At 67.9% G+C, this 12,917-nt stretch carries 13 protein-coding genes; 8 read left to right on the forward strand and 5 right to left on the reverse strand.

The window, feature by feature from the left end:
- Positions 1-6 precede the first annotated feature (6 nt).
- Positions 7-1,539 (reverse strand): gluconokinase, encoded by a 1,533-nt coding sequence (locus ABZU91_RS00235; RefSeq protein WP_355232756.1) that lies wholly within the window; start codon positions 1,537-1,539, stop codon positions 7-9.
- Positions 1,540-1,783: 244 nt separating this feature from the next.
- Here ABZU91_RS00235 and ABZU91_RS00240 point away from each other — a divergent pair, with 244 nt between their 5' ends.
- The 4 genes from ABZU91_RS00240 (at position 1,784) to ABZU91_RS00255 (ending at position 6,219) form a co-directional block, all read left to right on the forward strand.
- Positions 1,784-2,932, forward strand: a complete 1,149-nt coding sequence (locus tag ABZU91_RS00240) for a hypothetical protein (protein WP_355232757.1) — start codon at positions 1,784-1,786, stop codon at positions 2,930-2,932.
- 45 nt (positions 2,933-2,977) lie between these two features.
- Positions 2,978-3,511 (forward strand): hypothetical protein, encoded by a 534-nt coding sequence (locus ABZU91_RS00245; protein WP_355232758.1) that lies wholly within the window; start codon positions 2,978-2,980, stop codon positions 3,509-3,511.
- Between the two features lie 196 nt (positions 3,512-3,707).
- The gene (locus ABZU91_RS00250; protein ID WP_355232759.1) at positions 3,708-4,844 is read left to right on the forward strand and encodes an epoxide hydrolase family protein; all 1,137 of its coding nucleotides are present in this window, start codon (positions 3,708-3,710) and stop codon (positions 4,842-4,844) included.
- A 157-nt stretch (positions 4,845-5,001) separates the two neighbouring features.
- Complete coding sequence (locus ABZU91_RS00255) at positions 5,002-6,219, forward strand: hypothetical protein (protein ID WP_355232760.1); 1,218 nt, start codon at positions 5,002-5,004, stop codon at positions 6,217-6,219.
- A 35-nt stretch (positions 6,220-6,254) separates the two neighbouring features.
- Here ABZU91_RS00255 and ABZU91_RS00260 read toward each other — a convergent pair whose 3' ends face one another.
- Positions 6,255-6,692 (reverse strand): VOC family protein, encoded by a 438-nt coding sequence (locus ABZU91_RS00260; RefSeq protein ID WP_355232761.1) that lies wholly within the window; start codon positions 6,690-6,692, stop codon positions 6,255-6,257.
- Between the two features lie 241 nt (positions 6,693-6,933).
- Here ABZU91_RS00260 and ABZU91_RS00265 point away from each other — a divergent pair, with 241 nt between their 5' ends.
- The 4 genes from ABZU91_RS00265 (at position 6,934) to ABZU91_RS00280 (ending at position 9,953) form a co-directional block, all read left to right on the forward strand.
- Positions 6,934-7,278, forward strand: a complete 345-nt coding sequence (locus ABZU91_RS00265; protein ID WP_355232762.1) for a helix-turn-helix transcriptional regulator — start codon at positions 6,934-6,936, stop codon at positions 7,276-7,278.
- A 64-nt stretch (positions 7,279-7,342) separates the two neighbouring features.
- Positions 7,343-8,497: a DNA (cytosine-5-)-methyltransferase gene (dcm, locus tag ABZU91_RS00270; RefSeq protein ID WP_355232763.1), complete on the forward strand. Its 1,155-nt coding sequence runs from the start codon at positions 7,343-7,345 to the stop codon at positions 8,495-8,497.
- Between the two features lie 11 nt (positions 8,498-8,508).
- A complete protein-coding gene (locus ABZU91_RS00275; RefSeq protein WP_355232764.1) occupies positions 8,509-8,988 on the forward strand; it encodes a very short patch repair endonuclease in 480 nt (159 codons plus the stop codon).
- Positions 8,989-9,227: 239 nt separating this feature from the next.
- Positions 9,228-9,953, forward strand: coding sequence for a GIY-YIG nuclease family protein (locus ABZU91_RS00280; protein ID WP_355232765.1), 726 nt, complete (start codon positions 9,228-9,230; stop codon positions 9,951-9,953).
- 22 nt (positions 9,954-9,975) lie between these two features.
- Here ABZU91_RS00280 and ABZU91_RS00285 read toward each other — a convergent pair whose 3' ends face one another.
- From ABZU91_RS00285 to ABZU91_RS00295, 3 genes are all read right to left on the reverse strand, one after another.
- Positions 9,976-10,569 carry a GNAT family N-acetyltransferase gene (locus tag ABZU91_RS00285; protein ID WP_355232766.1) on the reverse strand — a complete coding sequence of 198 codons (594 nt, stop codon included), beginning with the start codon at positions 10,567-10,569 and terminating at the stop codon, positions 9,976-9,978.
- The gene (locus ABZU91_RS00290) at positions 10,569-12,086 is read right to left on the reverse strand and encodes a hypothetical protein (RefSeq protein ID WP_355232767.1); all 1,518 of its coding nucleotides are present in this window, start codon (positions 12,084-12,086) and stop codon (positions 10,569-10,571) included. Before ABZU91_RS00290 ends, ABZU91_RS00285 begins: the two co-directional genes overlap by 1 nt.
- Before the next feature lie 108 nt (positions 12,087-12,194).
- Positions 12,195-12,713 (reverse strand): flavoprotein, encoded by a 519-nt coding sequence (locus ABZU91_RS00295; protein WP_355232768.1) that lies wholly within the window; start codon positions 12,711-12,713, stop codon positions 12,195-12,197.
- Positions 12,714-12,917: the final 204 nt, after the last annotated feature.

Below are 12,917 nucleotides of genomic sequence, written 5' to 3' on the forward strand. Positions count from 1 at the left end.
AAGGGCCTACATCGGTTCGGCGGGCAGGCCGGGCGCCAGTCGACGCATCGACGTGAAGGTGGGCACCAGCGCGTCGTACAGCTCGGCGAAGAGGGGCAGCAGCGCGGCGTACGTGGCGGCGGCTGCCGGGTCGGGGCGGATGACCTCGTCGATGCGGACCAGATCGGCCGCCACGTCGATGCTGGGGATCAGGCCCAACGCCTGCATGCCGAGCAGCGCGGCGCCGAAGCTCGACCCCTCGCGGCCGGCCGGGAAGCTCACCGGCATGCCGAGCACGTCGGCGAGCATCTGTCGCCACAGGCCGCTGCGGGCGAAACCGCCACCGGCCCGGATCTCGCGGACCTCGTTGCCGGCGGCACGTACGGAGGTGAGCACCAGCGCGAGCTGTTGGCAGACCCCCTCCATCGCGGCCCGGACGAGGTGTTCGCGGCGATGCCCGTGGGTCAACCCGACGTACGCGCCGCGGGGCAGCGCACTCCAGTGTGGGGCGCGTTCGCTGTGCAGGTACGGCAGCATGATGAGCCCGCCCGAGCCGGCCGGAGCGCGGGCCGCCAGGGCGACCAGCTCCTCCTCGGACTGCTCGCCCAGGTCGGGCGCGAGCGCCGAGCCGGCCCACTTGAGGACGATGCCGCCGTTGTTGATCGCGCCGCCGACCGCCCAGCGATCCTCGGTCAGCGCGTAGCAGAACACCCCGCCCAGCGGGTCCACGCTGGGGCGTTCGACCATGACCCGCAGGGCGCCGCTGGTGCCGATCGAGCAGGCCATGATGCCGGGGTGCACGGCGCCCAGACCCAGGTTGGCCAGCGGTCCGTCACCCGCGCCGACCACCACCGGGGTGCGCTGAGGTAGGCCGAGGGAGGTGGCGGCCTGCGGGGTGAGGCCGGGCAGGACGGCGGTGGTGGCGACCAGTTGGGGCAACTGCTCCTCGGTGATGCCGGCGACGGTCAGCGCCTCGGTGTCCCATTCGAGGGTGTGGATGTCCATCAGGCCGGTGGCCGAGGCGATCGAGTGGTCGACGACCAGCGCGTCGCAGAGTCGCAGCAGCACCCATTCCTTGATGCCGACCCAGTGCGCGACGCGTTCGAAGATCCTGGGCTCCTGCTCGGCGTACCAGAGCAGCTTGGGCAGCGGCGACATCGGGTGCACGGGCGTACCCGTGCGCCGGTGCAGGGCCAGCCCGGACGGCACGGCCCGCAACCGTTCGGCCTGGCGGGTGGCCCGGGAGTCGGCCCAGGTCACCGACGGCGTGAGCGGGTTGCCGGCCGCGTCGAGCCCGATCAGGCTGTGCATGGCGGAGCAGAAGGCCAGGCCGGCGACCGGCACGGTCAGCTCGGCCACCACGATCCGGATCGACTCGACGACGGCGGCGAGGATCACCTCCGGGTCCTGCTCGGCGTACCCGGGGTGCGGGTCGTCGAGGGGGTACGTGGCCCAGTGGCTGGCGAGCAGCCGCCCGTCGGTGTCGTACGCCATGGTCTTGGTGCTCGTGGTGCCGATGTCGACCCCGACGACCACACCGGGCAGGGTGTCCGGCGGCATGACCCTCACCCCCTTCGTGCGGGCGGTGCGGCGGCGTCGCCACCCGGCTGCGGCTGACGTTACCGAGACAGCGACCACCCCGCACGACACGAGCGAAGGTGAATCGACGCGGCAGTATCGCCCTATCGTCCGGGTTGCTCCACCGTTCGGATAGTTCGCCCGTCCTGGCGTGTCCCGGCGGACCATCACGACTGTTAATCCGAGTGCACCCCGGATTGGTGGCCTGCGCGGCGAAGGAGTCGGCGTGGCAAAGACTGAATCGACGGGTTCCACATGGCGGTACCGCTGGGCGCAGCGGCAGAACGTGCGGCGGGTCAGCACGTACCGCGGCGCTGAGACGGCCTGGCGGCGACGCGACGACGAGTTACGGCGGCTGCGTGCCCTGGCCGCCGACTTCCACGGTTCCGCGGCGGCCGGCGCGGGCCTTCCACTCGAACTCCTCGACGACGAGGTGGTGCTGTGGGCGCTGCCCGCCGCGCAGCTCGTCGAGGTGCGGCACACGACCGTGCTGCCCGCCCCCGATTTGACGGTCGCCGTGCCGGCCGCGCCCCTGCGTCCGCGTCGGCCGGACGGCGTACGCGTCACCGACGCCGGCGTGGCCGTCATCACCAGCCGTCGGTTGGTGCTGCTCGGCGGGCGCGGCCGGCGCGACTGGGCGTACGGCCGGATGACCGGTCTGGCCCACGACCCGGCAGCCCCGGTGAGCCTCGTCCAGGTGCTGGACCGGCGGCGTACCTCCGGGCTGTTGCTGCCCACCGACGCGGCGGCGGACTTCCGGTTCAAGCTGACGCTCGCCTTCGCCGACTCGATCGAGCAGCGCGCCGCGGTGCTCGCCCAGCTCGACGAGCTGATCGCGGAACACGAGCAGCTCAAGCCGTTCCGGCCGGCGGCGGCCACGCCGGCGCAGGCCCGGCTCTCCTCGCTCGTGCCCGGTGGTCGTCGGTCCATCGCGGTGGCGGCGGCCGTCGCGCTGCTGGTACCGGCGGCGCTTGTCGACTCGAACCCGTCGAACCCGACACGTGGCGCGGAGGTCGCCGTGGCGGCCACGCCGGCACCGACCAGCAATGCGTTCCCCGCGCTGCTGCGGCCGGCGATACCGCCGCCCGCCGCCACCACCGCGCCGAGACGGAAGCCGTCGCCACGCCCGTCGCCCAGCGCGACGTCCGGGCCGCGCTGCGGGGCGCCGGAGAACCCCCTGGGGTACGACTTCTGTGGCGGGACGCGGATCCGCAAGCCGGCCGCCGAGGTGTGCGACTGGTTCGACTGCGTGCCGCAGTTCTGGGCGGGCCGGGGCTACCTGGTGCAGTGCCGGGACGGCTCGGTCAGTCTCGCGGGTGGGCGAGCGGACGCGTGCGCCCAGCATGAGGGCGTCCGGCGGACCGTCACGAAGTAGCGCGTTTTGACCCGAACGCTCGTTCAGGTCAGTCAGAATGATTGAGTGGAGATCCGTTCCGACGACGGCGCCCGGGTGCGGATCCGCCCGGTCGGCTACCAGCCCGGCGTCGACCCGCCCGACGACCTCGACGCGGCCGCACCCGGCTGGCACGACTGGCTGCTCATCGAGGTGGACGCCCGCACCGCCGACGGTCAGACCTGGTCACACCACTATCCGAGCCTCATGGTCGAGGAGGCCCGCGCACTCGGTGGCTGGCTGCACGGGCAGGCCACCGCAGCCCTCGGGCTGAGCGCGCCGCCGGCGATGGTCCGGTTCACCGAACCCAACCTGGCGGTGCGCAGCCGGGTGCTGCGCCGCCGCCGGCTGGAGTTGATCGTGGAGTTCTCCGCCGAGTCCCTGCCACCGTGGATGCGCCGCCCGTCCACGGCGATCTACCCGCTGATCCTCACCGTCTCCGCGGACGCCCTGGCCACCGCCGCCGAGCACTGGGCCGAACACTGCGAGGCGTACCCACCGCGTACCCGGTCGCGGTTCCCGACCCAAGGGCCACAGCCGTACCGACGGCGGGCGGGCTGACCGCCGGGCCGTGCCAGCTTCCTTGTCCCAACGCCGGACCTCCGACGGCGGCGCGGGCCTGTGTAGGGTGATCGTCGTCAGCCATGAGAGGAGGTGAGCCCGGTGACCACCCATCGTCATTCCTGGGCGCTCCTTTCGGCCGTCCCCCTCAGCTGACCTCTCGCGTCGGGGAGCGCCCTCCTTCACCGGAGGACAAATGTCTGTCTCCTCGTTCCGCATCGACGTTCCCGCTGCGGTTCTCGACGACCTGCGGGCTCGACTGGCCCGTACCCGCTTCACCGACCGCAGCGGCACCCGACCGTGGCAGGGCGGCGTCGATCCCGACTACCTGCGGGACCTGGTGTCCTACTGGCACGACGGGTTCGACTGGTCAGCTCGCCAAGCCGAGCTCAACGCGTACCCCCAGCACCTGGCCGTCGTCGGCGGCCGCAAGCTGCACTTCCTGCATGTCCGGGCCGCGCGCCCGGCCGGCGCGCCCGCGCCGTTGCCGTTGATCCTCAGCCACGGCTGGCCCAGCAGCTTCGTCGAGATGCTGCCGCTGGTCGACCGTCTGACCGACCCTGACCGGCCCGGCGGCGCGTTCGACGTGGTGGTGCCCTCACTGCCCGGCTTCGGCTTCTCGGAGACACCGGACGAGCCGGTCACCCGGGAGCTGCTGGCCCGGACGCTGCACGAGCTGATGACCGACGTGCTCGGCTACGAACGCTACGGCGCCTTCGGCGGCGACGTCGGGGGAGTGGTCACCGGTTGGCTCGGCGCCCTCTACCCGGAGCAGGTGGCCGGCATCCACATGATCCATCCACCGTTCCCGGCCAGCTTCGACGCGCATCCGCTGTCGCCGGCCGAGCAGGCGTTCCTGGACGCCGAGGCCGCGTACGACGAGACCGACGGCGGCTACAGCGCCATCATGGGCACCCGCCCGGACACCCTGGCGGCGGCGCTCGCCGACTCACCCGCCGGGCTGGCCGCGTGGCTCGTCGACAAGTACCGGGACTGGAGCGACAACCACGGTGACCTGGCGAACAGCATCGACCGGGACACCCTGCTCACCATCATCACGTTGTACTGGGTGACGGGCACGATCGGCTCGTCGTTCCGGCAGTACGCCGACTTCGACCACAACACGCCACGACCCGACATCACTGTGCCCGCCGCGTTCACGGTGAGCACCGAACCCTCGCAGGCGAACTTTCCCCGTTCGATCGCCGAGCGGGCCTGCACCGACATCCGGCACTGGAGCGAACCGGGCCGGGGCGGGCACTTCATGCCGCTGGAGGAGCCCGATCTGCTGGCCGGTGAACTGACGCAGTTCTTCACCTCGCTGCGGCCGTAGTGCTGTCTCGGCGGCTGTTCCGGTTTCCTGCTGGAGCAGCCGCCGGCAGCGGGCACGCGCTGCGTCCCGTCAATACTCTCCTTTCGGGCGCAACGGGATACATCAATCCCGGTCGCGTTGCCTGTCACGTACGTGAGCGGTTGTAACGCGTGTGACCGTGACCTCTGTGGCCCACGTCCCCTGGCGGACCGCCTGGGCCGAGCGCGAGAACGAGCGCCGGCAGCGCGCGTACCGGCACGCCACCGACGCCTGGCAGCGCCGCGACGACCACCTGGTCCGGCTCCGCATCGAAGCCGCCAGCTTCCTCGGGTGTACGCAGCCCCGCACCGGCCTACCGGTGGAGCTCGACGACGACGAACTCGTCTTCCGCGTCCTTCCCGTCGCCACGCTTGTCGAGGCCGAGGCGCGACACGTCCCCGGGCTACCCACACCGGGCTTGTGTTCCTTCGCTGAGCCGTCTTGCGAGGCGCTGCCGCCGGGCCTGCGGGCCGTCGACACCGGCATGGCCGTGGTGACCAGCCGACGGGTGGCCTTCGGCGGTCGGGAGCACCGGCGTGAGTGGCGGTACGACGACCTGATCGGCCCCGCCCACCACCCCGACGTGCCGGTCACCCTGCTGCCCGACCGCGGCCGACTGGACGGGCTACTGGTCCCGTCCGGTGCCGTGGTGAACTTCCGCTTCTATCTCACCCTCGCAGCGTCCGTGGATGATCGCGCCGCCGTCATCGCGCGGATCGACGCGCTGCTGAACGCCCACCGGGCCACCCCGCCCGCGCCTCCTCTGTCGGTGGGGCCCGACGACGCGCCGCTGACGGCGGTACGCCCCGACCGACGGGCGGTCAGTGCTGCCGCCGTCGCCGCAGTGGTGTTCGTGACGCTCGGACCGGGCGCTCTGGGCCCTGGAGCGTCAGGTCCCGTCGGCCCGGTGCCCTCGGCGGAGATCGTCGCGATGGACCTGCCGAGGGCTGGGGCGGTCCTCGTTCCGATCGGTCCCGTCGGGCCGATGCCGGCCAGGACGCGGGTGGGCTCGGCCGTCAGTGCCGTATGGACCACCCCGCCCGCCTCGACTGTCCGGCCGTCGGCCCCGGCAGATGCTTCTACAGTGGTGCCCCCTGTCGTAGCGGTGGCCCTGCCGCCGGCCGCCGCGCCGCCCGTCGTCCCGACCCCGTCGGCGAGTCCGATGCCGACGCCGGTCCCCGGCACGGACCCGCCCGCGTCAGCCCTGCCGACGCCGCCCGTCGCGTCGGCCTCACCGACGCCGACCCCGACTCTGACGGCTACGCCCTCACCGGATCCGGAGTTGCTGGCCATCTGTCTGGACCCTCTTCAACTGCCGGTGCTGGACTCGCTGCTCTGCCCGTCCCCGGAGCCGTGATCGGCGTCTTCGCTGATTCTCGTGCCGCTGTCTGCTCAGTCCATGGCGCTGAAGTCGGGGACGGTGAGGGAGCCGTCCTCCGCGAGGGTGAAGCCGGGGTTCCAGGCGATTTCCCACAGGTGACCGTCCGGGTCGGCGAAGTAGCCGGCGTAGCCGCCGTAGAAGGTCTCCTGGGCTGGCTTGGTCACCGTCGCGCCAGCCGTGGTCGCGGTGGCGATCACCTCGTCGACCTCAGCCCGGGAGCGGACGTTCTGGGCGAGGGTCACCCCGCCGAAGCCGTCGGTGCCCGAGTCGTCGATGCCCGCGTCGTCGGCCAGCTTGTCACGGCCCCAGAGGACGAGGGCCAGGCCGCCGGCCTGGATGAAGACCGTCCCCTCGACCTCCTGGCCTCGCCAGCCGAGCTGCTCGTAGAACGCCTTCGCGCGGGCAATGTCCGCGACTCCGAGAGTGATGAGGGTGATCCGCTGTTCCATGGTCTTCAACCTAACGCGCCCTCCCTGAAAACGCGGAAGGCCGCAACCCGGGTTGTGGCTGGCCAGCGGACGACCACGACCGAGGGAGCTGTGCCGAGGTTGAGTTCATAGACGAAACGCCGCCAACGGGCTTCCCCGAGAGCAATCCAAGCCATAGCATCGACGCTATAAGTCGGTTCTGGCTCGCGGTGTTCCAGGGTGAGCAAGCCGTGTCGGCGCATCGTAGACGAGGAGCAGAGCGATGAGTGATCGCTTGGATTGGAGTGACCTCAGCGAACGCCGGATGTCCGATCCGAGGACGGAAAGAACCTACGAGGCCACGCGCATCGCCTTCGAGCTTGGTCGGGAAGTGCGTCAACTGCGTGAGGGGCACGGCTGGAGCCAGAGTCAACTGGCCCTAGCTGCAGGCATGACCCAGTCCGCAGTGGCCCGCTTCGAAGCGGGGGGCACCGTGCCGACCCTGCCGGTCCTGCTTCGCCTTGCCGGGGCGCTGGAACACAGGCTGGACGTCAGGTTCATGCCGAGCTCGGGCGTTGTGCACAACGACTTTCGGCACGCGAGCGGTCACGGGGAGTCGAACAGGTGATCGAATCATCACAGATGAGTGTCGCGGCTCGGGGTTACGTCCCGGGCACCTATAGGCTGCAGCGATGATGGGCGAGGTGGGAAACATGGACAGCGCGCCCGTCCGGGCAGCAGAATTTTTCGCTGGGATTGGACTCGTCCGAACCGCTCTTGAGCGCGTGAAGGGCGCTCAGGTGCAGGTTGTGTGGGCGAACGATATCAAGCAGGCTAAGTACAATGCCTACGCCGCCAACTTTCCTGATGCTGAAGATCACTTCATTGTTCGGGATATCCGGCAAGTCGAAGCTATGGACCTGCCGCAAGGGATTGAGCTGGCAACAAGCAGCTTCCCATGCATCGACCTTTCTTTGGCCGGTAACAGGCGTGGCTTGGTTGGCGAGCAGTCGGGGATGTTCTGGGAGTTTGCCAAGATCGTCGAAGGAATGTCGCCCCGACCGTCAGTGGTTCTCCTTGAGAACGTTCACGGTTTCGCTACAAGTCATGGTGGTAATGACCTCGCCGCCGCTCTAACCAGGTTGTCGAAGCTCGGCTACTCACTAGATGTGCTCGCGATCGACGCTCGGCACTTTGTGCCGCAGTCTCGACCGCGGATGTTCATCATCGGTATTCAGAAAGACAAGCTGCCGGCCTCTGCGCGCCAGGAGCTTCCGCCGGTCAGCGATGTGCGACCTGCATGGGTGCAAGCCATCCACAAGAAGCACCGTGAGACGCTGGATATGCATTACATGCGCCTCCCTGCTCTGCCAGAGGGGCCGCAGGACTTGGACGGCTTTGTCGAGACAGAAATCGCTGGCAACCTATGGTGGACCGAGGACCGCGTAGCAGCTTTCATCGGTTCTCTTAGCGAACTTCAAAAGGCTCGTTTCGACGCTCTCGTCGGGGCGGACGCGATCAGCTACAGGACTGCCTACCGCCGCACGCGGCAAGGGGTCGCAGTGTGGGAACTGCGCAAGGACAGCATTGCCGGGTGTCTCAGGACTACGGGGGGAGGATCAAGCAAACAAGCGCTGATCCGGTTGGGTAACGGCAGTAGCGCGATCCGATGGATGACGCCGCGCGAGTATGCCAACCTGATGGGTGCCCACGACTACAAGCTTCTTGCCGGCACCCTAAACCAACAGCTATTCGGATTTGGTGACGCTGTAGTCGTAGACGTCGTCGAGTGGGTTGGCAACAATTATCTGCTGCCAGTTCTGCGTCCGAACAGCGGGAGTGAGTAGCGGTCGTCCACGTGAAGGGCAGCGAGGAGCGGTTACCCCCTACGCCACCGCCGTCATCGGCCTCGCGTGCCATGAAGTCCAACAAGAGTACCAACACAAAGCCTGAGTTGGCACTCCGCCGGCAGCTCTTTCGTAGAGGATTGCGCTACCGAGTCGGCTACCGAATCGTATTGCCGGAGCGCGCGGTCCGGCCGGATATCGTCTTCACTCGTCACAAGCTGGCGATTTTTGTTGACGGCTGCTTCTGGCACGGCTGCCCGCAGCATTGCAGGATGCCGTCCGACCCCAGCGGGTACTGGCATCAAAAAATCGACCGTAACCGTAAGCGGGACGTAATGGTAACTGAGGTGCTGGGCACCGCTGGATGGACCGTCTTCCGGGTATGGGAGCACGAGTCGGCGGAAGCGGTGGCCGAGGCTATTCATGCTGCTCTGGCCTCCAGCGCCTCGGCGAAGAGTCGAAGCGCCACCGCGCCCCGCCAAGTTCGTTAGTGGATCTTGTTTTCACTGATGTGGGGTGCGGGCGCAGCGATCGGCGCTGTCGCTAATCCGACAACGGCTGCCACCAGGGCAAACGGTCTTGCATGGTTGGCGCGCCACGTCCGCCTTCGAGTGTTGAGACGCTAGCTCGTAGACTGCTGCCTCGCTTCACGAATCCCAAAGAAATCGAGGTATGCCAAGTGGCAAGTCGCGGCGTCGCATCGTATAACGAACCGGATCACCAGCCGCCCGTGAAGAGCTCTCTGCCGACTAAGTTCGTCCAAGGCTTCCGGCAGCTACTTAAAGATGCGCTCGGGTCGACGGATGCCGCTAGCGGCAAGCAGTTGCGTAAGTGCATCGGCGTGTATGGTTTCTACGACTACGATGGTGAGCCGATCTACGTCGGTCAGACGTTGGAGAGCTTCGGAATTCGTATCGGCAGGCATATGACCGGCCAACGAAGCGATACCCTGGCCTACAGAATTCTGGACCCCTTCGAGGTGGCTGAGGTGGAGTTCTGGCCAACCGAGGACTTGCGCAATGACGCTAGCAGAAAAGCCAAAATCCACGCTGTGGAATATTCGGCGTATAGATGGGCTATCGATCATTCAAAATATGGAGCGATCCTGAATGAAAAGATTCCACCGGTCTCCGCGATCGTGGGACTACCGCGTTCCTATCGCTTCAACCTGGTGCCTGAAAACATGCGGGAGGAGCGCGAGCACCCAGACGTTCGTATTGCTCGCCGCGCCGAAACCTTAGCCAGGGTTTCAGCCGTTGCCCACGAGCGCGGTGAGGTCTCGCCCGGTCTGCGGCGAGTCATCGTGATTCAGGCTGTCCGCCTTGCCGATCTAGCGGCTGCGCGAATGGCTTACGCGGAAGGCCGAGTGAGGCCGTCTCCTAGCGCCATCAACGTGAACGCTCTAGTCGGTAACGTCCTTGAAGAGTCAAGGGTCGACGATGGGTCTGACGACTAAGTCCTCTGCAAAAGTGCCTATTTCAGCAGATCTTCGGTGCGCTTAAGGCGTTCAGTTTTTCGCAAGGGCGGGGGTGGGAGGAACTGACGTCGAGAACGAGCACGTCGAAGGTCGGCGCGTTCTCCCACCCCGGCCGAAGTCTGGTTACCTTGGTATAGCCCCAGGAGCGGTACGCGGTCTGAGCAGCGACATTGTCCGGCCGGACTAGCAGCGTGGTTCGTGGCTCCGTGCGGGCCGCGATCAACCCGTCGTGCAGCGCCGCCGCGATGCCCCGGCGTCGCCGGGCCGGGTGGACCATCAGCTCGCTTATCGCGAACGTGCGGGTTCCGTCCTCGTCAGTGAAACCAAGCGGTACAGGGTCCTGAATGCCCTCCCACCATCGCGTCTCGGCGGGAAGCGGAAAACCGTAGATGTAGCCGACCAGGCTCCCGTCCACCTCGGCGATGACCAGCTCCCACCCCACTCGCTGCATGTGCAGGTCGAGCTGACGCCGGTAGCGGTCCTCGCTGTGGAACTCGCCTCCGCCCGCGTAGACCTCCAGATAGAGACTCACGAGCTGGTCCAGGATGTCCGTGGCCTCTTCGGCATCGCGATGGCGGAGCTGCACGCTCTCCATCACACGGTCACTGCTCGGTCGTAGGCGGCGACGAACTGGCGCGTTGCCGCGGTCGCCTGCCGTGGCATCGCCAGGTTCGAACGCACCCGTGCAAGGTTCCGGCTGATTCGTCCCGAGTTCATCTGGCTCACCGCGGGCAGGACGTCCAGCGCGATACGGGCCGCCTCGTTGGTATCACCCTGCTGGTACGCCGCGTTCGCAAGGTCGATGGTGTAGAGGACCTGGTTGCGCAGATGGCCAGGCGACGGATTGGCAATGATGGCGCGGAACGACTGAGCGGCGCGGTCGGGCCGGTCCAGCGCGAGGTAGGAGAGCCCTTGGATGCCGTTGACTTCCTGCTCGTCCACGAAGCTGACAAATGCAAGATCGTCCTCGTGCGGTCCGCGCTCCAACTCGCGGCGAGCCTTGGTCATTTCCCGGCTGAAGCCGCCCGCGTCCGTGAGAACGGCGTACGCGTGCGCTCGTCGCAGATGTAGCAGCGTGGTGAGCCGAGGTGTCGCCCATCTGGCCGAGACGCGCAGCGCGGCCTGGGCGCAGTGCAGCGACTCGCCGGGCTGACTCTCGCGGAGCAGCATAGATAGCTGGGCTAGCGCTCGTACTTCAACGCGAGGATCGTCGGCGATGCGGGCCCGAGTAATGGCCTCGTTCAGGTAGGGCCTAGCCTCTGGCCTGCGATTGGCATCGATCGCGAGCCAGGCAGCCTGGATGCCGAGGTCGGCCAGGGCGCTTTGAATAGCATCGCCGACCTCTCGACTGTAGTGCGCCCTCGCCGCCCAATTCGACAGCCTGGTGTGCGCCTGGATGGCGATGTCACAGAGTTGGTCGGCACCGACTGCCGCATCGGCTCGCCGAAGATCTTCGACCAGCGAACTGGTCAGGCGCACCTGCTCCATGCCAATGTTCCGGGACACGTCAGCAGGGCCCGGGAGCAGGTAAGGGTGACCGGCTGCGGCGAGTCCCGCGAGCGCGGCCATTGCGTTGAAGCGTCGCCGGTCCGTAGCGCCACCCCCTCCGGTTGATGCCCCCTCCACGGTAACCACCATGGCCGGAAGTTTGCCCTGCTCAGTTATTGCGTCATGCGCACAAGGATCGTCTGCTGTGCCCTCTGCGGCGCGATCGTCGACTCGGTAAGGCTGTCCAGGAAGACCGAACCAGAGACAGGAAGCCGGTATCCCGAGAAGCCTCGCCCAGTGCGCCAACCGATCCAGGTGTACCAGCGGTGGCCCGTTCTCCACGCGGCTCAACTGTGCCTGTGTGATCCCCAGCCATCCCGCCACCACGGACTGCGGCAACGCGACCCGCCCGTGGTACGGATGGCAGCGGTACGCCCGGATCACCCGCCCCAGATGCCGCTCGGCCAGCGCGAGTCGCACCGGCTCGTGGTCCCAGAAGCTCGCCGGCACCACCGGCGGCACGCTGAGCCGGTCCCGCTCGGCGGCCTGGCACGGCGTACACCGCCCGCTGTCGTTGTCCCGGGCCAGCCGTCCGCCGCACCGAGGGCAGGTCGCGTGTGTCACCGGCGGCTCCGTCCGTCTCGCCTCATCGAGCGTATCCATTGAACACGCTCTGTAGAGCGCTGGTATACGCGCGACGCATATCGTCAAGGGACCGCCGGATAAACGAACTCAGGACTGGCGTATCGCCCGCAGCGCCTCGACGACCACGCCCCAACGCCCCGGCCCGTGCACCGAGTCCAGCGGCTTGCCGTCCGCCACCACCACGCCGGCAGCGCGTAGAACCGCCAGGTGCCCCGCATAGGCGGGATGCGCGGCCAACTCCTCCTTGGTGTGCGGGAACGCGATGATCGGCAGCCCCGCGCCCAGCGACTCGTTGAGGACGCCGAGCGCCAACGTGTCGTTGATGCCCAACGCCCACTTGGTCACCGTGTTGAACGTGACCGGGGCGGCCACCACCACATCGGCGGGCGGGTGGGGCTCGGGGTCGCCGGGCATTCGCCACTCCACGCGTACCAGATAGCCGGTTTTTTCTTGCAACGCCGCCCGGTCGAGCCATGGCGCGGCGGTCGGGCTGACGATCATGCAGACCCGCCAGCCGTCGGCGATCAGGAGGTCGACCAGCTCGTCGATATTTTCCGCCGGACCCGCGGCGCAGACGACCAGATACAGCACCGGGCGTTCCGTCATGCCCGCAGTCTGCCCGATTCGACAGTCGCGGCGTGGAGCCCATACCGATCACGTATGCCGTCAACGATCACCGCGACATGCCGTTGTGCCTGGTCAGGCGCGAGAGTCGACGCATGGCCCGGGGCGGGTGCTCGGCCCCGGAGTTGCGCCGGCCCTCATCGGCACAACTCCTCCCGCCCCGGTGCCAGCCCACGATTCAACGAC

It is taken from the genome of Micromonospora sp. NPDC005174 (assembly GCF_040608495.1).
Classification (GTDB): Bacteria; Actinomycetota; Actinomycetes; order Mycobacteriales; family Micromonosporaceae; genus Micromonospora.